The 17,605-nt window shown below is 60.3% G+C and carries 18 protein-coding genes and 4 tRNA genes; 8 read left to right on the top strand and 14 right to left on the bottom strand.

Annotated elements, in window-relative coordinates; all coding sequences use genetic code 11:
• Positions 1-44 precede the first annotated feature (44 nt).
• Positions 45-1,022 carry an NAD(P)H-quinone oxidoreductase gene (locus ABN482_RS11150; RefSeq protein WP_349504056.1) on the bottom strand — a complete coding sequence of 326 codons (978 nt, stop codon included), beginning with the start codon at positions 1,020-1,022 and terminating at the stop codon, positions 45-47.
• A 150-nt stretch (positions 1,023-1,172) separates the two neighbouring features.
• Between ABN482_RS11150 and ABN482_RS11145 the strand changes: the two genes are divergently transcribed.
• The 3 genes from ABN482_RS11145 (at position 1,173) to ABN482_RS11135 (ending at position 1,678) form a co-directional block, all read left to right on the top strand.
• A tRNA-Ser gene (locus tag ABN482_RS11145) sits at positions 1,173-1,262 on the top strand.
• Positions 1,263-1,267: 5 nt separating this feature from the next.
• Positions 1,268-1,354: transfer RNA gene (locus tag ABN482_RS11140), tRNA-Leu, on the top strand.
• Between the two features lie 21 nt (positions 1,355-1,375).
• Positions 1,376-1,678 (top strand): hypothetical protein, encoded by a 303-nt coding sequence (locus ABN482_RS11135; RefSeq protein WP_349504055.1) that lies wholly within the window; start codon positions 1,376-1,378, stop codon positions 1,676-1,678.
• A 41-nt stretch (positions 1,679-1,719) separates the two neighbouring features.
• On the opposite strand, the gene ABN482_RS11130 is transcribed toward ABN482_RS11135, so the two are convergent.
• Both ABN482_RS11130 and ABN482_RS11125 read right to left on the bottom strand, forming a co-directional pair.
• The gene (locus ABN482_RS11130) at positions 1,720-1,884 is read right to left on the bottom strand and encodes a DUF1328 domain-containing protein (protein ID WP_349504054.1); all 165 of its coding nucleotides are present in this window, start codon (positions 1,882-1,884) and stop codon (positions 1,720-1,722) included.
• Between the two features lie 58 nt (positions 1,885-1,942).
• Entirely contained in the window at positions 1,943-2,143 is a 201-nt protein-coding gene (locus tag ABN482_RS11125; RefSeq protein ID WP_349504053.1) for a CsbD family protein, read from the bottom strand.
• 372 nt (positions 2,144-2,515) lie between these two features.
• Here ABN482_RS11125 and ABN482_RS11120 point away from each other — a divergent pair.
• A tRNA-Arg gene (locus ABN482_RS11120) sits at positions 2,516-2,592 on the top strand.
• A 76-nt stretch (positions 2,593-2,668) separates the two neighbouring features.
• Here ABN482_RS11120 and ABN482_RS11115 read toward each other — a convergent pair.
• The gene (locus tag ABN482_RS11115) at positions 2,669-3,568 is read right to left on the bottom strand and encodes an alpha/beta fold hydrolase (RefSeq protein WP_349504052.1); all 900 of its coding nucleotides are present in this window, start codon (positions 3,566-3,568) and stop codon (positions 2,669-2,671) included.
• Positions 3,569-3,695: 127 nt separating this feature from the next.
• Here ABN482_RS11115 and ABN482_RS11110 point away from each other — a divergent pair, with 127 nt between their 5' ends.
• The 4 genes from ABN482_RS11110 to ABN482_RS11095 all read left to right on the top strand — a co-directional run bounded on the left by ABN482_RS11110 (position 3,696) and on the right by ABN482_RS11095 (position 6,630).
• The gene (locus tag ABN482_RS11110) at positions 3,696-4,106 is read left to right on the top strand and encodes a hypothetical protein (RefSeq protein ID WP_349504051.1); all 411 of its coding nucleotides are present in this window, start codon (positions 3,696-3,698) and stop codon (positions 4,104-4,106) included.
• A gap of 3 nt (positions 4,107-4,109) precedes the next feature.
• A complete protein-coding gene (locus tag ABN482_RS11105; protein WP_349504050.1) occupies positions 4,110-4,313 on the top strand; it encodes a helix-turn-helix transcriptional regulator in 204 nt (67 codons plus the stop codon).
• 140 nt (positions 4,314-4,453) lie between these two features.
• The gene (locus ABN482_RS11100; RefSeq protein ID WP_349504049.1) at positions 4,454-5,059 is read left to right on the top strand and encodes a PIN domain-containing protein; all 606 of its coding nucleotides are present in this window, start codon (positions 4,454-4,456) and stop codon (positions 5,057-5,059) included.
• Between the two features lie 134 nt (positions 5,060-5,193).
• Positions 5,194-6,630 (top strand): FAD-binding oxidoreductase, encoded by a 1,437-nt coding sequence (locus ABN482_RS11095; RefSeq protein ID WP_349504048.1) that lies wholly within the window; start codon positions 5,194-5,196, stop codon positions 6,628-6,630.
• Between the two features lie 43 nt (positions 6,631-6,673).
• On the opposite strand, the gene ABN482_RS11090 is transcribed toward ABN482_RS11095, so the two are convergent.
• From ABN482_RS11090 to rlmB, 10 genes are all read right to left on the bottom strand, one after another.
• Positions 6,674-9,148 carry a TonB-dependent siderophore receptor gene (locus tag ABN482_RS11090; RefSeq protein WP_349504047.1) on the bottom strand — a complete coding sequence of 825 codons (2,475 nt, stop codon included), beginning with the start codon at positions 9,146-9,148 and terminating at the stop codon, positions 6,674-6,676.
• A gap of 116 nt (positions 9,149-9,264) precedes the next feature.
• On the bottom strand, positions 9,265-10,275 hold the full coding sequence (locus ABN482_RS11085; RefSeq protein WP_349504046.1) for a FecR family protein: 1,011 nt from the start codon (positions 10,273-10,275) through the stop codon (positions 9,265-9,267).
• Positions 10,272-10,787: a sigma-70 family RNA polymerase sigma factor gene (locus tag ABN482_RS11080; RefSeq protein ID WP_349504045.1), complete on the bottom strand. Its 516-nt coding sequence runs from the start codon at positions 10,785-10,787 to the stop codon at positions 10,272-10,274. The genes ABN482_RS11085 and ABN482_RS11080 overlap by 4 nt, the downstream gene beginning before the upstream one ends.
• A gap of 106 nt (positions 10,788-10,893) precedes the next feature.
• A complete protein-coding gene (locus ABN482_RS11075; protein ID WP_349504044.1) occupies positions 10,894-12,111 on the bottom strand; it encodes a threonine ammonia-lyase in 1,218 nt (405 codons plus the stop codon).
• Positions 12,112-12,288: 177 nt separating this feature from the next.
• Positions 12,289-14,457 carry a polyribonucleotide nucleotidyltransferase gene (pnp, locus tag ABN482_RS11070; RefSeq protein ID WP_349504043.1) on the bottom strand — a complete coding sequence of 723 codons (2,169 nt, stop codon included), beginning with the start codon at positions 14,455-14,457 and terminating at the stop codon, positions 12,289-12,291.
• 89 nt (positions 14,458-14,546) lie between these two features.
• Complete coding sequence (gene rpsO, locus ABN482_RS11065; protein ID WP_109060224.1) at positions 14,547-14,816, bottom strand: 30S ribosomal protein S15; 270 nt, start codon at positions 14,814-14,816, stop codon at positions 14,547-14,549.
• Between the two features lie 110 nt (positions 14,817-14,926).
• Positions 14,927-15,002 (bottom strand) — tRNA-Val (locus tag ABN482_RS11060).
• Between the two features lie 47 nt (positions 15,003-15,049).
• Entirely contained in the window at positions 15,050-15,322 is a 273-nt protein-coding gene (locus ABN482_RS11055) for an HU family DNA-binding protein (RefSeq protein WP_109060223.1), read from the bottom strand.
• Between the two features lie 246 nt (positions 15,323-15,568).
• On the bottom strand, positions 15,569-16,810 hold the full coding sequence (locus tag ABN482_RS11050; RefSeq protein ID WP_349504042.1) for a cystathionine gamma-synthase family protein: 1,242 nt from the start codon (positions 16,808-16,810) through the stop codon (positions 15,569-15,571).
• Between the two features lie 27 nt (positions 16,811-16,837).
• Positions 16,838-17,575, bottom strand: a complete 738-nt coding sequence (gene rlmB / locus ABN482_RS11045; protein ID WP_349504041.1) for a 23S rRNA (guanosine(2251)-2'-O)-methyltransferase RlmB — start codon at positions 17,573-17,575, stop codon at positions 16,838-16,840.
• Positions 17,576-17,605 lie beyond the last annotated feature (30 nt).

The following is a 17,605-nucleotide window of genomic DNA, read 5'->3' as shown; positions in this document are numbered from 1 at the left end:
TGTGTTGCGCCCGGCGTGTTGTACCACCCAACACAACAGCACCATCAAGCCGTCAGCAGGATTTTCCCGGTATGACCGCTCGACTCCATCAACGCATGCGCCTGCGCCGCGTCACGCAACGGAAAGGTGGCATGGACAACCGGCCTGATCTTCTTCTGCTCGATCAGCGGCCAGACCCGTTCGCGCAAGGACTGTGCGATCTGCGCCTTGAACTCGACAGAGCGGGGACGCAGGGTAGAGCCGGTCAGGGTGATGCGACGCAACAGGATATGACTCATGCTGATTTCGGCCTTGCCGCCCCCCAGCAGTGCGATGACGACGATACGTCCATCATCGGCAATGCAGCGCAGGTTGCGATTGATATAGTCGCCTGCCACCATATCCAGGATCACATCCACGCCACGTCCATCCGTGGCCGCCTTTACGACATCCACATAGTCTTGCGTGCGGTAGTTGATGCCCCGTGTCGCCCCCAGTGCCTCGACGGCACGCACCTTGTCGTCACTGCCGACCGTGGCATAGACCTCGTGCCCCAGCGCATGGGCGATCTGGACCGCCGTCGTACCGATCCCGCTGGCACCACCATGCACCAGCAGGCGCTCACCCGGTGCCAGCGCGCCGCGATCGAACACATTGCTCCAGACCGTGAAACAGGTTTCGGGCAACCCTGCTGCATCGACCGCCGACAAGCCTGCCGGCACAGGCAGGCAGTTGCTGGCCGGCGCAACGCAGTATTCAGCATAACCACCACCCGGTGTCAGGGCACACACCGCATCACCGATCCGAAAGCCGCCAGCTTGCGCATCACCTGCCACGATTTCGCCCGACACCTCGAGCCCCGGCAGATCGGAAGCCCCCGGCGGCGGCGCATAGCTGCCCATGCGCTGGAATACATCGGGTCGATTGATACCTGCTGCCACCACCCGGATCAGCACCTCCCCGGGACCAGGCTCCGGGATGGCACGCTCGACAGGCACCAGTACGTCCGGGCCACCCGGTTTGGAGATTTCGATTGCCAGCATGATGCGGATTCCTGTGTTGTCTGTGTCCGTTTTTTGCCGGACCTTTGCCTTGGATGTTGCAAATCGATTATCATGGCGCCCTTCATGCTGCTACGATGCAAGATCGCAGAGCACGAAACCTTCCATGAAGACCCCATGGAGTGTACACAAGGAAGCGTGGCAGAGTGGTCGATTGCACCGGTCTTGAAAACCGGCAAGGGTTTGCGCCCTTCGTGAGTTCGAATCTCACCGCTTCCGCCAGATCAGCCCGAGTGGTGAAATTGGTAGACACAAGAGACTTAAAATCTCTCGGCCTTGCGGTCGTACCGGTTCGATTCCGGTCTCGGGCACCAGCCAGATCAATCACTTGCCTTATGCTGAAAGACCGTCGATTTCAAGTCTGGCTTGTCATCTTCGCCGTGGTTGCCATCCCGCTGGTGGCTTGGCTGTGGCCTCGCAGCCCGCAACACCCTTCCATAGGCGGAGGGTCGTACGATCTGAGCGGTTTTGTCTACACGCTTTGTCTGCTCGCCTTCAGTGGCCTGTGGTCCCTGGTTGCCCTTCTCACAGCCTTCAGCCGTGACAATGCCTGGGCGGCCAGGCGTGCCTACTGGCTGGCTGGCGTCAGTGCCACAACCTTCGTTGCAGCACTGATCGCATTTGGCGACAACCTGTAATTATTATTCAGGCACACGCACACCTGACGATATGGCCTGCCTTATTTCTTTCTCAGCACGCCACTCAGGATCGACAGAACGGCGAGAACCAGAAAAACAAAAAACAGAATCTTGGCAATCCCTGCCGCGCCAGCAGCAATACCGCCAAACCCCAGTACGGCCGCAATGATTGCGATCACGAAGAAAACCGCAGCATAATAAAGCATCAGTCACCTCCCGGTTAAGCCAGTTTATGGGTGCTTCCTGCCAAATACGTACCGCCGGTCAGGGATTGCGCTTGAAAAACTCGCGCACTTCTTTCTCTGCCTGATCCCTGGTCTTGCCATAGCGCTCCTGCACCAGCCCGACCAGACGCTCGGCATTGCCTTCGGTTCGGGTCAACTCGTCATCGGTCAGCTCGCCCCATGCGGCCTTGGCCTTGCCTGTCAACTGCTTCCATTTTCCAGCGACAATATCATTATTCATTGATCAGCTCCTGAAAAATAGCGACTCACTATTTATTGGCCATAAAATCATCGAGAATCGCAGTTCATGAAATAACGACCACTTCTTTATTATATGGATCACACCTAAAAAAATTAATTCGTTCATGTGAACCAATGATTTTTATACTGGCACACAGATTTCACTACTGCAAGAATAAATTTATTTTTTAAATTTAAATTTTCGTTTCATTCAAACGCAACAGGCTCCGGGGCATCCCGAGCAATGTGACCATGCAGGCGCACAGGCTTGCATGCAACTCCCTCTCTCCCCCAAAAAGCCTCTTGCAAAAGAAAAATCAGTCTGCTATAGTTCTTCCTCTTTGCTGAACACGCAGTTCGTGCAACAGCAAATGCGCCCGTAGCTCAGTTGGATAGAGTACTTGGCTACGAACCAAGGGGTCGTGGGTTCGAATCCTGCCGGGCGCACCAATTTGAAGGGGTCTTCCATGCGGAAGACCCCTTTTCGTTTGGCTGTCGCAGGTTACGGATAGCCCCATTAACCTTATTACCGCAAAAACTCGATCACGGTACGCTCGAACTGCTCCGGCTGATCCAGCATGATGAAGTGAAAACTGTCATCGATGCGCCTGAAAACGACCTCCGGCACTTCGCCATAAGCCGTACGGAAGGTTGTATCGACGCTGGCAACCGGCACACCATACGCTGTGTCATAGGCGTAGACCACTTCCACGGGTACCGCGATACGGCTGATTTCCCCCCGCAGATCTGTCGTCATCAACTCATGACTGGCATTGGCCACAGTCTGCCGGTCGGAGCGCATGCTGGCAGCAAGCAACGCAGGCCTGGCGGCCTCATTGCGCACAAGGCTGGCAAGCGCGGCCGCCTGCATGGTTTCGGCCTGCGCATCCGTTGCAGCCAGCCAGGCCGCCCGGAACACCTCGGCACCCGGCCGGGCCGCCTCGCTGGTAGCCGCCGGATCGAACAACAAGCTGTAAAAAGGCAAGGCATCGACGATCATCAACTTGCCCACCTGACCAGGATGACGGGCACCCAGCATCAAAGCTGCCTCCCCTCCCAGCGAGTGACCGATGATGACCGGTCTGTCCAGGCGCTCTTGCTCGATGTAATCAGCAATGGCCTCGGCCACCGGCGCAACCACAGGCCCATCGGACCCGCCGGCAACGGGAGGCGCTCCAGCGAACCCGGCCACCTGCACGAGATGCAGCCGATGGGTCTGCCGCAGACGATCCGCCAGGCCGGACCAGACGTCGCGCGACGACGCCATGCCCGGTACCAGAATGACATCCGGCCCCTCCCCCTCGACCACCACGGAAATCCGGTCGTGTCCGACACTCTCGGCATCAATCACCTCGGATTGAGCCAAGGCGGCGTTGGATAGGGAGAACGACAGTCCGATGGCTGTCAGCATAGTCGATAGGCGCATGGAGTTCTTCCTTTGTGTGTATAGCCCTTAATGTAAGGTAAACTTTACTTATTGACAAGAAAACACGACATACTCAAAGTCATGTATTCCCCATCCATATCCTCTTTCCTCTATGGGCTGTCACGCCATGCACACCCGCGCCGCTACCTCAAGCATCCCTTCGCCCACCCGCACCTACATGATCCGCACCGCCGCATTCATGGGCATCTATGTGCTGCTCAATCTGGCCGCCATCCTGGGGGTGTTCGACGGCATTCTCGGACAGGCGTTCGGTTGGATCCTGGCAGTGGCAGTGGCGCTGCCCGTGGCGGCCCAGATCTGGGCCACCCTGCGGCTCATGGCAGACAGTGACGAATACGTGCGTGCCATCGTTGCCAAGAACTTCATCATCTCGGCAGGTGCCACCATGGCCCTGTGGAGTACCTGGGGATTCGGGGAAACCTACGCAGCAGCCCCGCACCTGCCGGGCTGGCTCATCTATCCGGTGTTCTGGGGCATATACGCCCTGGTGTCTCCCTTTGTTCGCACAAGCCGCTGAAACATGAAAAACAGATTGCGAGTACTGCGCGCCGAGGCCGGCTGGACACAGGCCGACGTCGCGACGCGCCTGGGTGTCTCGCGCCAGGCGGTCAACGCACTGGAAACCGGAAAGCACGATCCTTCCCTGGATCTGGCATTCCGGATCAGCGTCCTTTTCGAGCGCCCGGTTGAAGACATCTTCGAAAACCCCCACACCATCCGGTAAGAGGAAGTTTTCCCCATCCATTGTGGACAACCCTGGGCACAACCCCGGCACATGTAGCGCAAACGACACAACCATGCGCGCCGCCGGTTCCCTGCGCAAGAAAAGCGCAGCCCTGCGACAGTCCTGTAAGATGCGCACCCATGCTTTCCATGTCCCTGACCACACCACCTGTCTGCGTACTCGATGCCTGCGTACTGATGTCGGGCATCGTGCGCCCCTTCCTGCTGAGGCTGGCCGATGCCGGTTGCCTGCGTCCGGCATGGAGCCCTCGCATCGGCGAAGAATGGCGACGCAACGCGACACGTATCTGGCAGGTCGAGCCGCAGGTGCTGGAACAGGCCTGGGACGACATGCAACAGCAGTTTCCACAGGCCCTGACCCCCGATCCATCGCAGTGGGAATCGGGCCTGCACTACAGCGACCCCAAGGACTGGCATGTCATTGCAGCCGCCCGCCACATCCAGGATCAGTTGCAACAGCAATCTGATACAACGGACACACTGACCTGGATCATCACCTGGAACCTCAAGGATTTCAATCGTTCCGAGCTGCGCCGCCTGGGCTTGCGGGCCATGACACCGGATATGCTGATGCAGGCCCTCTGGCCGGCGCATGCCGATGCCATCATCGCGGCACTGGCTCAGGCCCCCGACGATGCCCTGACATTGGGCCGCACAGACACCGATCTCCATGCCATTCTGAAACGCGAGCGGCTATTCTGGCTGGGTGGCAGGCTGCAGCCCTGATTCCGGGCCTGGCCTGAACACTGCAAAGCCCTGTTCAAACCGCTAAAATAGTCGTTTGCCTCCTGTATCGGCACAGTGTCCGAAACAGCCTGCCCGCACACGCTTTCCGTCTTTCTGACCGATCATTGCCTGCCATGTCGCATTCCTCCACGCCGCTGCCGGCACCCGCAGATATCCTGGCCCGCCTGAGCGCCGAACTCGACGCGCCCATTCTCCTGACCCAGCCTGACGACATCGCGCCCTACGTGCGCGACTGGCGCGGCATGTACCAGGGTCAGGCCGTGGCGGTCCTGCGCCCGCGCAATACAGAAGAAGTGTCGCATTGCGTGCGCCTGTGCCACGAACTGCGTGCGCCCATTTCCCCCCGTGGCGGCAATACCGGGCTATGCGGTGGTGCCACCCCGGATCAGGACCCGCGCAACGTGGTCATCAGCCTGGACCGGATGAACCAGATCCGCACTATCGACACGCTGGCCAACGTCATGGTGGCCGATGCCGGCTGCATTCTGGGCGAACTGCAGCGTGCCGCCGAGGCCGAACACCGCTTTCTGCCCCTGAGCCTGGCGGCACAGGACTCCTGCGTGATCGGTGGCAACGTCGCCACCAATGCGGGAGGCATCAATGTCGTGCGCTACGGCATGACCCGCGATCTGGTCCTGGGCCTGGAAGTCGTGCTGCCTGACGGTGAAATCTGGAACGGGCTGAATACGCTGCGCAAGGACAACACCGGATACGACCTCAAGCAACTGTTCATCGGTGCAGAGGGTACGCTGGGCATCATTACCGGCGTAGTCCTCAAGCTGTTACCACAGTGCACGGCGCGCGGCGTGGCCCTGGCCGCAGTCGACAACCCGCAACATGCACTGGAACTGTTCAGCCTGCTGTACCGCAGTTGTGGCCAGCGCATCCAGGCTTTCGAGTACTTCACCCACGATTGCCTGGAACTGGTGCAGACACACGTGCCGCAGATGCGCTCGCCCTTCGATGCGCCCTACGCAGGCTACGTGCTGATCGAGCTGGGCGACACCACCGACGAGGCAGGCCTGTCGGCACTGCTCGAAGAGGCACTGGGCGAAGCACTGGAGCAGGAACTGTGCGTGGATGTGGTGATCTCCACGTCGCTGGCGCAGACCACCCAATTCTGGCGCATGCGCGAAGAGATTTCGGAGGCTCAGCGCGCCGACGGCCCGCACCTCAAGCACGATATCTCGCTACCCATCGGTCAGATCCCGGACTTCATGGCATCCGCCGCCCAACGGGTCGAGGCGACCCGTCCCGGTACGCGCCTGTTCGTATTCGGCCACTTCGGCGATGGCAACCTGCACTACAACCTGTCTCGCCCGGAAGGTGCCGCCACCCGTTGGGCTGCCGATGAGGGAGATGCCCTGACCGAGGCAGTCTACGACGAAGTGATCAGGCACGGTGGCAGCATCAGCGCCGAGCACGGAATCGGCCAGCTCAAGCGTCATGCCTTCCTGGAATACAAGGATCCGCTGGCACTCAAGCTGATGCGGCAGATCAAACAGGCGCTCGATCCGCATGGCATCATGAATCCTGGCAAGGTACTGTAAAGCAGCCGCTCTCGAACAGGCCCCGCAAGGGGCCTGTTCCACATCAGAACTGATAGCGCAGTGTCAGCATGGCATTGCGCGTCGGTGCGTACAGTCCGGTATGGAAGGTCTGGTCCAGACCCTGCAGGTATTTTCTGTCGAACACGTTATTGATATTCAACGTGGCCGACAACTGATGACTGAAATCATAGCGCGTCATCAGGTTCACCACGGCATATGCCGACTGCTGACCCTGCAACACCACACCAGGCAAATCCCACGTCGTGGCACTGTAGTGAATGCGACTCTGCCAATTGACGCCGCCGCCCAGCGTCAGTCGGTTCAGATCACCCGGCAACCTGTAAGTCGTCCACAGCTTGGCCATATGGCGCGGAAAGATCGTGCGGATCTGTTCGCCGTCGGCATTCATGGAGAGAGCATAGTTATAGCTCAACCCCAGTTGCCAGCCAGGCAGGACCTCACCCGCCAGTTCCATGTCCAGACCCGTGGTCTTCGCACCCTTGACCGCACGATAGGCGGCTTCCACCGGTGAAGTCCCCGGCACGGTCTGTCCCGGATCGAGCTCGGCCAGGTTGTCCTGACGGATCTGATAGAGCGCGATCGCGCTGTTGAGCCGCCCCTCCAGGAACTCGCTCTTGAGACCGATTTCGAAATTGTCTCCCTTGCGCGGGTCAAGTACGGCCCCGCTGCTGTCGCGCTGGCTCTGCGGCTTGAAAATACTGGTGTAGCTGGCATAGGCCGAATGCGTATCGTCAAGATCGTAGACAATGCCGGCATAGGGCGTCACCACGCCGGATTCGCGCATGCGGGTGATCTTGTTGTTACGTGCCAGGGCCGGACTGACATAGATCTGAGACAGCTGGTAGTCATAGCTGCTGACGCGCGCACCCACGATTACAGCCAGATCATCACGTGGCCTCAGACGCAGGGCGGCGTAGGCACCACGCTGTTTCTGCCAGCCGTCGTAATCCATCAGCTTTTCCCCGGTCACGGCTGGCCCTGCCGTCTGATTGCCCCAGTCATGGATATTGACGTAGCGCCCTTCGATACCGGCACCCCGCATGGGTTCGTGGTGATTTTCGTATTCGGTCCAGTTGACACCCAGTACGGCATCATGGCGTCGGCCCCATAGCTCGAACGGTCCCTGGAACTGGGCATCGATTCCGCTCTGGCGCTGCGCAGCGCGGCCAAGTCCCCCATACAGTCGCACGCCTTCACCGGTATCCCGATCCGGAAAACCCCAACTTGCCGCGGCCCCCGAGAACTTGCGCGTGCCTTCAAGATGATTGGCCGACACCTTGAAAGTCCAGTCCGCAGGCAATTGCTGCTCCACACTCAGAAACGTGTTGTAGACCCTCATTTCGTTGCGGTTCCAGCGTGCCGCCGCATTGTCCGAGGCATCGAAATCAGTCTGCGAGCCATCGTTGTAGAACAGAGGCAATCCGGTAGAGGACTGGCCGCGTGGATTGGTATGTTGGTAATCCACCCCCAGCGTGACCAGCGTACTGTCGGTGACATCGGCCTCCAGCACACCATACAGCACCGTCTTGTTCTGGCTGTAGTAGTCGATATGGGTATTGCCTTCCTCATGGGCTCCCACGACCCTGCCTCTCAGGCGGCCATTGGCGGCCAGCGGACCGGACAGGTCCAGTTCGGCGCGGTAGCGATCCCATGAACCACCACTGACGGCAACATGCCCCTGGAATTCATGCGTGGGTTTCTTGCGGACCAGATTCAACGTCCCGGACGGGTCCCCTGCCCCGGTCATCAGGCCGGCTGCGCCGCGCAAGACTTCGACCCGATCATAGATGGCCATGTCCGACTGGCTCTGGGGAATATTCTGCGACACAATATCCATGGCCGTCACGATGCCATCGAGCTGGAAATTGTCGATGGCATAACCGCGCGAATAGATCGTATAGCGGCTTGCACCGACATTCTCTATCGAGATGCCCGGTGTCTGGTTCAATACTGCTTCGACGCTGTTGAGTCCTTCGTCCTCGATACGCTGGCGTGTCACTACGCTGATGCTCTGTGGTGTCTCGCGCAGCGTCATCGGCAGGCGCGTGGCCGTACGCGACACACCCGCCACGGCATAACTGCCGCTGCCTTCGGTAGCCGCATCGGAAGCCCCGCGCACCGTGACTGTATCCAGGGCCTGCACATCCGCAGCAGGCGCGCGCTCCAATGTCAGCACGCCACTTGTCGTCACACGCAGCACAAGGTCACTCCCTGCCAGCGCCTGCCGGACGGCCTGCTCGGCCGTCAGGTCACCACGTACTGCAGGTGCCTGCAGGCCACGCGTCAACGATGGGGAGACCGAGATCAGGCGTCCGCTACGGGTAGCAATGGCATTAAGAGTTTCGGCCAGCGGCGCTGTCGGCAGGTCGAATGTCTGGATTTCCGCACTGCCCTGCTCCGCCCTGACCTCCTGGTGCCAGAGAGTGGGAATGCACAGCGCCAGGGAAATGGCTGCCGCCAGGATGCCTGGACGAAACGGCATGTACTGCTTGTTCATTGAAACGCTCCTGATAGATATTTCGTGTTGTGTTCAGGAGGTATGTGCATTGAAACCGACACCATCGGACACGCAGTTACAAATTGGCCAGATGGCCTCGGCAAATCATGCAGGCATCAACGAGGCCGCACCATGACGATCCAGCGGCTGTAGTAATCGATACGCAGAGGCTGCGTCTCGGCCAGGGCACGCAGCGTCCGGTCGGTGTCGTCCAGCGAAAACACACCCTGCACGCGCAGGTCAGCCACGGCGGGATCAATCCGGATAATGCCACTGCGGTAGGGCCGCAGCCGGTCCAGGACATCGGACAAAGGCGCATCCAGCACTGCCAGACGCCCGTGCAGCCAGGCATCCGCATCCATGGACACAGACGCAAGGCCAGCCCGATGCACGCCATCGATATCGATCCAGGCCTGACTGCCTGCATCAAGCCGCAATGATGTGTTGCCAGCAGGATCTTTTGTCTGATTGGCAGAGACCTGTACCGCATGCTCCTGCACGCTGACCCAGGTACGCCCCGCATCGGGATCGCAACGTACCAGGAAGCGCGTACCCAGCGCCCGCACCTGTCCCTGTGCCGTACGAACGACAAAAGGCCTGCCCGGATCGGGTGCCACCTGCACCAGCAACTCACCGGCATGCAGCGTCAATGATCGCTGGCTGGCGTCGAACACCATGTCCACGGCAGAGGCGGCATTGAGATAAAGCGCGCTGCCGTCGGCCAACTGCCGTTGCAGCCGTTCTCCGATCCCGGTGCGCAGATCGGCCAGCATGGGCCTTGACCACTGCACACCTTCCCGCACCAGCAAAGCCGCCGCCCCTGCGCCCAGCCCAAGCCCGAGCAAGCTCTTGAGCGCACCGCGACGACGCGGCAGGGTCAGTATTTCGCGGGCTTGCCGGGCCTGGCCGATAGCACGCTGATCCACCCCTCGGACAGCAGCGGGAATATCGAGACGCGTCTGCAGGCGTGCCCAGGCATTGACATGATCGGGACTCTGGGCCAGCCAGCGCTCGAAATCCGCCTGCTGCACAGGGTCCGGCGTTTTCCCGGCCCCCTGGCTTTGCAGGCGCACCGCCCAGTCAATGGCTTCGTGGATGGTACGTTCCAGCCTGGTGGTATTCGTCATGCAGCCCACTCCGCCAGATAGCAACAGGTCATGGCCTGCCGGATATAGCGACCAACCGTGCGCACCGATACATTGAGGCAGACGGCAATTTCTTCATGGCTCATGCCATCAAGCTGGTTGCACAGGAAAGCCGTGCGCGCCTCTATCGTCAGCGTTGACAGGGCACTGTCCAGCAGGCGGATCGCTTGCATCACCAGGAACTGGTCTTCGGGAGAAGGGGCCAGCGCTTCAGGCAGCAACGCCAGGCGTTCGAGATAGGCCCGCTCGAGTTCGGCACGCCGCTGAAAACGATACAGCAGGCGCTGCGCGATCGTGGTCAGGAACGCCCGGGGCTCGCCCAGTGAGAGGGGATCGACACGCGAACGGATGATTTCGACGAACGTGTCTGCCGTCAGGTCTTCAGCATCGGCATGGTTGCGCGTGCGCCTGCGCAACCGGGACAACAGCCAGCCGTGGTGGTCCAGATACAACGTCCGAACAGCGGATTTGGGATCGGCAGGAGACTCCGACATCGGTCAACATCAAATGAAAACGGAAAGCATAATCAAACAAATATAGCATGAGAAGCTTTCCGATTATCGTGATGAGCAAACCAACCAGCATTGCGCCAAAAAGCGCTCAGTGACCGTGATCCCCAGCCAGGAATCCGGCCGCATTGAGGCGTGCAATCACATCCTGCACATGCGCATGATCGCGAGTCTGGATTACGAAATCGACCTCGACATCCTGCACGGGCAGTGCCGTGAAGGCGCGCTGGTGATGCACTTCGGTCACGTTGGCATGGGCATCGGCGATCAATTGCGTGGCGCGTGACAGCGCACCCGGCAGATCACGCAACTTGACCCGGATGCGTGCCAGGCGACCTGCCCGCACCATACCGCGCTCGATCAGGTCAGCCAGCATCAGGGGGTCGATATTGCCTCCCGTCAGCACCAGCCCGATGCGGCGTCCGCGATAATCCATGCGCCCGTCCTTGCGCGCTCGCAGCAAAGCTGCCAGGCCGGCAGCCCCCGCCCCTTCGACGACGGTCTTTTCGATTTCGAGCAGCATGACGATGGCATGCTCGATATCGCTTTCATCGACCAGTTCGATACGATCCACATGCCGCGCCACGACCTCGCGGGTCAAGTCGCCTGGCGACTTGACCGCAATTCCTTCGGCAATCGTATAGTGGCCCGACTCCCGCACCTGTCCGGTAATCGCAGAAAACATGGCAGGGAAACGTTCGGTCTGCACGCCGATCACCTGGATATCCGGCCGCAACCCCTTGGCCGCCGCCGCAATGCCCGAGATCAGGCCACCACCACCAATGGGTACGACCAGCATATCCAGGGCCGGCTGCACGTCCAGCATTTCCAGCGCGACCGTGCCCTGCCCTGCCATCACCAGGGCATCGTCGTAGGGATGGATCATGATCAGGCCGCGTTCGTGCGCCAGCACTTCGCCGTGGGCCTTGGCATCATCGAACGTCTCGCCGTGCAGAACTACCTCGGCACCGAAGCGGCGCGTATTGGCTACCTTGACGGTCGGTGTGAAGCGGGGCATCACGATCACTGCCGGCACATTCATGCGTTGTGCATGATAGGCCACGCCCTGGGCATGATTGCCGGCCGACACGGCGATCACACCCTGCTGCCGCTCAACCTCGGTCAGCGCCAGCATCCGGTTCAGGGCACCGCGCTCCTTGAACGAAGCCGTGAACTGCAGATTTTCGAATTTGAGCCAGAGTTCGGCACCGACAATGTCGGACAGCGTGCGCGACAGCACGAACGGCGTATTCTGCACCTGGCCGCCGATATTCGCCTTGGCCAGCCTGACTGCATCCAGATCGATCATCCCGAATCCTTGAAATGAAAAATGCCCCCACGCTTGTCGCTGTGCGCCGGCGCTACCCCCACAAAGGGGGTGTTTTTTATCTTGGGACGGCCCGGCGACAAAAAATGGCACCCTGAGGTGCCATTATGCTACTTGACCATACCCGCCGACAGAGGTCGGCGGATATGTGCAGGCCGATTACTCGGCCGTGTTGTCTGCAGCCGCAGCCGGTTCGGCACCCGGTGCTGCCGGACCGCCCTGCTGTTCGATGCCACCGATGGCCTTGACCGACAGGCGCAGACGGCCCTTGTCATCAGCCTCGATGACCTTGACGCGAACGTGCTGACCCACCTTGAGCACATCATTGATGTTGGCGATGCGGTAGTTGGCAATCTCGGAGATATGCAGCAGACCATCACGACCCGGCAGGACCTGCACGATGCCGCCGAAGTCCAGCAGACGCAGCACGGTACCTTCGTAGACCTGACCCACCTCGACATCGGCCGTCAGTTCGGCGATGCGACGCTCGGCGTCCTTGGCGCGCTCCAGATCCACGCTGGAGATCACGATGGTGCCATCGTCGGAGATATCGATCTGTGCACCGGTTTCTTCGGTCAGCGCACGGATGGTGGCACCGCCCTTGCCGATCACATCGCGGATCTTCTCGGGGTTGATCTTCATGGTCAGCATGCGCGGTGCGAACGCAGACAGCTCCTGGCGCGACTCGCCCAGTGCATCGCGCATCTTGCCGAGGATGTGCAGGCGGCCTTCGCGGGCCTGAGCCAGCGCAACCTGCATGATTTCCTTGGTGATGCCCTGGATCTTGATGTCCATCTGCAGCGCGGTGATACCGTTTTCGGTACCCGCCACCTTGAAGTCCATGTCGCCCAGGTGATCCTCATCGCCCAGGATGTCGGTCAGCACGGCAAACTTGTTGTCTTCCTTGATCAGGCCCATGGCCACGCCAGCCACGTGATCACCCACCGGCACGCCGGCATCCATCATGGCCAGTGAACCGCCGCAGACCGATGCCATCGACGAAGAGCCATTGGACTCGGTGATCTCGGACACCAGACGGATGGTGTACTGGAAATCCTGAGGTTCGGGCAGCAGGTGCACCAGGGCACGCTTGGCCAGACGGCCGTGGCCGATCTCGCGGCGCTTGGGCACACCGATGCGACCGGTTTCGCCGGTGGCGAACGGTGGCATGTTGTAGTGGAGCATGAAGCGATCGCGGTACTCGCCCATCAGTGCATCGATGATCTGCTCATCCTGCTTGGTACCCAGCGTGGCCACAACCAGCGCCTGGGTTTCGCCACGGGTGAACAGGGCGCTGCCGTGCGCGCGCGGCAACACGCCCAGGCGTACGCTGATCGGACGCACGGTGCGGGTGTCGCGGCCGTCGATGCGGGGCTCGCCGTTGAGGATCTGGCCACGCACGATGCGCGACTCCAGATCAAACAGGATGTTGTCGACTTCGACCGAGTCCGGTGCAGACTGGCCTTGCGCTTGCGCATCGGCAGCCAGCTTGGCATGAACTTCGGCATAGACCTGCGACAGCTGGGCCGTACGGGCCTGCTTTTCACGGATCTGGTAGGCGGTCTGCAGGCCGCTTTGTGCGGTAGCCGAAACAGTGGCGATCAGCGCTTCGTTGCGCGCTGCAGGCTGCCAGTCCCAGGCCGGCTTGCCGGCTTCTGCGGTCAGGTCACGGATGGCCTGGATGACTTGCTGCAGTTGCTCGTGACCGAACACCACACCGCCGAGCATCACTTCTTCGGACAGTTGCTTGGCTTCGGATTCGACCATCAGCACGGCATTGTCGGTACCGGCGACAACCAGGTCCATCTGCGAACCCTTGAGCTGGCTGGCAGTGGGGTTGAGTACATACTGGCCATCGATGTAGCCGACGCGGGCAGCACCGATCGGGCCATTGAAGGGGATGCCGGAGATGGCCAGCGCAGCCGACGAACCGATCATGGCAGCGATGTCGGGATCGATCTCGGGATCGACCGACAGCGTGTGGATCACGACCTGGACTTCGTTGTAGAAACCTTCGGGAAACAGCGGACGCAGCGGACGATCGATCAGGCGCGAGGTCAGGGTTTCCTTTTCGGAAGGCTTGCCTTCGCGCTTGAAGAAACCGCCGGGAATGCGGCCGGCGGCGTAGGTCTTCTCGATGTAGTCAACGGTCAGCGGGAAGAAGTCCTGGCCGGGCTTGGCTGTCTTGCGGGCCACGACGGTCGCCAGCACAACGGTGTCCTCGATCGACACCTTGACGGCGCCGGAAGCCTGGCGGGCGATCTCGCCCGTTTCCAGCACCACAGTGTGCTGGCCGTACTGGAACGATTTGCTCACTTTGTTGAACATAGATTTTTTCCTTGCAAATAAAAAACCGTGGCCGCTGCGATGAAATCGCATCGACCACGGTTGCTTTTACCGGATGCCGGTCCTGTCGATCACTTGCGCAGGCCGAGCTTTTCGATCAGAGCACGGTAGGCGTCAGGATTGCGACCCTTGAGGTAGTCCAGCAGCTTGCGACGGCGGCTGACCATGCGCAGCAGACCGCGACGCGAGTGGTGATCTTTCTTGTGCTCTTTGAAGTGACCCGTCAGTTCGTTGATGCGGGCGGTCAGCAGTGCGACCTGGACTTCAGGGGAACCGGTGTCGCCCTGGGCACGTTGGAATTCGGCGACGATGTCGGACTTCTTGATATCAGCAACAGACATTTCTATCCTCGTATGTACTGGCGTCAGGGCCGAGGAGCCTTGACGTGGAATGATAAAAAAACAAACGGTCGCATGCACGACCGTTCTGACTTCTGCAATCGCATTCGGTGTGGTGGGTGCTGAGGGGCTCGAACCCCCGACCTACGCCGTGTAAAGGCGCCGCTCTACCAACTGAGCTAAGCACCCGGAGGCACCACTCGCAATGCAAACGCGAATGCGATTATAGCAGAAATTTAGTTCACTGCGTCCTTCAGGCTCTTGCCGGGACGGAACTTGGGCAGGCGAGCCTCTTTGATCTTGAGTTCTTCGCCGGTGCGGGGATTGCGGCCGGTGCGGGCAGCACGGGTCGACACAGCGAAGGAACCGAAGCCAACCAGGGTCACGGTATCGCCGTTCTTGAGCGTGGTCGTCACGGCATCCACAAATGCATCCAGCGCACGCGCAGCGGAGGCTTTGGAGATGTCGGCTTCACTGGCGATGTGATCGATGAGCTCTGTTTTGTTCATTGAAGTAATACCCCTATGCAAGGTCGTGAAATTAAATGTGCAAGCCAGAGCGCCAGACTACGGAACGGCCTGGCACAGCCTGGAACCTCCCCCTGGCGCCTGCACGTTGCAATGCCCGAACAGTTTCGGCCGGGCAAGATGTGGCAGACACAGACGCGTATTAAGCCCGTTCAGGGCCCGCACTGTCAAGCTGCGCCTGCCTCCGGACAATCCCGCATTGCTGCGCGAGCATCCGAAAAAAGCGCATTATGCCAGCATTTTTTTCAGGGCTGCCCCGAAATCATCAATCAGATCATCGATTTCTTCAATTCCGACCGAAACACGGATCAGACTATCGGCAATTCCCATCTGCGCACGACGCTCTGCACCCATTTCATGGTAGATGGTGTGTGCAGCGGGCAACGCCAGCGTACGCGTATCGCCCACATGGGTGGACAGGATCACGACCTGCAGCAGGTTGAGAAATTCGAAGCAATCAATGCCTTCGGCCAACTCCACGCCCAGCAGCGCACCGTAGCGGTTGCCGAACAGCTCGCCAGCCCGCGCATGCTGGGGATGCTGTGCCAGGCCTGGATAATGCACGCGCGCAACGCCAGGATGCACCTCCAGGAAACGGGCCAGTGCCAGCGCGTTGTCGCAGGCTCGAGCCATGCGCAGCGCCAGCGTCTCGCAGCCGATCGCAATCCGATGTGCCGTCTCGGAAGACAGCGTGCCACCCATGTCGCGCAAGCCTTTTTTCTTGATCTGGGTCAGCCCCCAGGAGGTGGGCTTGCCTCCCTTGTAGGCATCATAGATATTGGGATAGGCGCTCCAGTCGTAAAGCCCTGTGTCGGTGACCGAGCCGCCCAGTGCGTGCCCATGCCCGCCCATGTACTTGGACAGGGAATTCATGACCAGCGAGGCACCCACCGTAGCCGGACGGAACATCCACGACGAGGTCATGGTGTTATCGACGACATAGACAAGATTGCGTGCCTGGCATAACGCGCCGATGGCCGCCAGATCAGCGATCTGCGTGCCCGGATTGGCGATCGTCTCGGCAAAGACCATGCGGGTTTCGGGCCGCAGCGCCGCTTCGACCTGGGCCACATCGGTGGCATCGACCAGCGTTACCTCCACGCCCAGCGCACTGAGCGTGCCCAGCAGACTGTTGGTATTGCCGAAAATATACTGGCTGGCCACCAGATGGTCACCGGCGCGCAGCAGACTGACGAAGATCCCTGCCAGCGCCGCCATGCCTGTGGCGAACGAGACCGTACCGACACCGGCCTCCATCACGCTGACCTTGCTCTCAAGCGCGGCGGTGGTTGGCGTACCCTGGCGCCCATAGCTGAAGCCCGGGCGCCCCTGGAACACGGCCACCAGATCGCGTACGTCATCGTAGCGATAGGCGGCTGCCGTATGCATGGGCTGGTGAGTGGCACCGTACTCGATGGATTGACGGCGGTCGGAGTGCAGGATGGATGAAGTAAAGCCGTGCGAGGCCATGATGAATCTACTTGCAGAAAATGGAAATCAGGATTGTCGCTGGCGTACGGTTTCGTACAGGCAGACGGCAGATGCCACACTGACATTGAGGCTTTCGACCGACCCGAGCATCGGGATGCGCACCAACTGGTCGCAGCTTTCACGGGTCAGTCGGCGCATGCCCTCGCCCTCGGCCCCCATGACCCATGCCATGGGGCCGGCAGCATCGACAGCATGCAGTGTATCAGTCGCCTGATCATCGGTACCGACCAGCCAGATGCCACATTCCTTCAGGTGACGCATCGTGCGCGCCAAATTTGTGACGGTTATATAGGGCACTGTATCGGCCGCACCGCAGGCAACCCGTTGCACCGCCGGCGTCAGTCCAACCGAACGGTCACGCGGGGCCACCACGGCATGCACGCCAGCAGCATCTGCCGTGCGCAGGCAGGCCCCCAGATTGTGGGGATCGGTCACGCCATCCAGAATCAGAAGCAACGGTGGCACAGTGATGCTTTCAAGCACTTCATCGAGGTCGACAGCCAGTTCGCGGGCCTCGACCACAGCGACTACGCCCTGGTGGCGCACGCCTTTGGCCAGCCCGTCCAGGCGCGCGGCATCGACCGCATGTACCCGGCAGCCATGCCGCTGGGCCTGATCAGTCAGCGACTGCATGCGCTTGTCGCGCCGACTGGCATCGACATAAAGTTCACGCACGGAATCAGGCGCATGGCGCAGCCGGGCCGTCACTGCGTGGAAGCCGCTCAATACTTGTGTTGCTTGCATAGGAAAATTGACTCGATAGATCCATCACCA

The sequence above is a fragment of the Corticimicrobacter sp. genome (genome assembly GCF_040137905.1).
Taxonomy (GTDB): Bacteria; Pseudomonadota; Gammaproteobacteria; order Burkholderiales; family Burkholderiaceae_B; genus Corticimicrobacter.
This window is presented reverse-complemented; position numbering and strand designations above follow the sequence as displayed.

What these genes read in the sequence shown, in the direction of transcription:
- ABN482_RS11150 (WP_349504056.1), bottom strand. Translation starts at nt 1,022, where the DNA reads ATGCTGGCAATCGAAATCTCCAAACCGGGTGGCCCGGACGTACTGGTG.
- ABN482_RS11135 (WP_349504055.1), top strand. Translation starts at nt 1,376, where the DNA reads ATGCTGAAAGACCGTCGATTTCAAGTCTGGCTTGTCATCTTCGCCGTG.
- ABN482_RS11130 (WP_349504054.1), bottom strand. Translation starts at nt 1,884, where the DNA reads ATGCTTTATTATGCTGCGGTTTTCTTCGTGATCGCAATCATTGCGGCC.
- ABN482_RS11125 (WP_349504053.1), bottom strand. Translation starts at nt 2,143, where the DNA reads ATGAATAATGATATTGTCGCTGGAAAATGGAAGCAGTTGACAGGCAAG.
- ABN482_RS11115 (WP_349504052.1), bottom strand. Translation starts at nt 3,568, where the DNA reads ATGCGCCTATCGACTATGCTGACAGCCATCGGACTGTCGTTCTCCCTA.
- ABN482_RS11110 (WP_349504051.1), top strand. Translation starts at nt 3,696, where the DNA reads ATGCACACCCGCGCCGCTACCTCAAGCATCCCTTCGCCCACCCGCACC.
- ABN482_RS11105 (WP_349504050.1), top strand. Translation starts at nt 4,110, where the DNA reads ATGAAAAACAGATTGCGAGTACTGCGCGCCGAGGCCGGCTGGACACAG.
- ABN482_RS11100 (WP_349504049.1), top strand. Translation starts at nt 4,454, where the DNA reads ATGCTTTCCATGTCCCTGACCACACCACCTGTCTGCGTACTCGATGCC.
- ABN482_RS11095 (WP_349504048.1), top strand. Translation starts at nt 5,194, where the DNA reads ATGTCGCATTCCTCCACGCCGCTGCCGGCACCCGCAGATATCCTGGCC.
- ABN482_RS11090 (WP_349504047.1), bottom strand. Translation starts at nt 9,148, where the DNA reads ATGAACAAGCAGTACATGCCGTTTCGTCCAGGCATCCTGGCGGCAGCC.
- ABN482_RS11085 (WP_349504046.1), bottom strand. Translation starts at nt 10,275, where the DNA reads ATGACGAATACCACCAGGCTGGAACGTACCATCCACGAAGCCATTGAC.
- ABN482_RS11080 (WP_349504045.1), bottom strand. Translation starts at nt 10,787, where the DNA reads ATGTCGGAGTCTCCTGCCGATCCCAAATCCGCTGTTCGGACGTTGTAT.
- ABN482_RS11075 (WP_349504044.1), bottom strand. Translation starts at nt 12,111, where the DNA reads ATGATCGATCTGGATGCAGTCAGGCTGGCCAAGGCGAATATCGGCGGC.
- pnp (WP_349504043.1), bottom strand. Translation starts at nt 14,457, where the DNA reads ATGTTCAACAAAGTGAGCAAATCGTTCCAGTACGGCCAGCACACTGTG.
- rpsO (WP_109060224.1), bottom strand. Translation starts at nt 14,816, where the DNA reads ATGTCTGTTGCTGATATCAAGAAGTCCGACATCGTCGCCGAATTCCAA.
- ABN482_RS11055 (WP_109060223.1), bottom strand. Translation starts at nt 15,322, where the DNA reads ATGAACAAAACAGAGCTCATCGATCACATCGCCAGTGAAGCCGACATC.
- ABN482_RS11050 (WP_349504042.1), bottom strand. Translation starts at nt 16,810, where the DNA reads ATGGCCTCGCACGGCTTTACTTCATCCATCCTGCACTCCGACCGCCGT.
- rlmB (WP_349504041.1), bottom strand. Translation starts at nt 17,575, where the DNA reads ATGCAAGCAACACAAGTATTGAGCGGCTTCCACGCAGTGACGGCCCGG.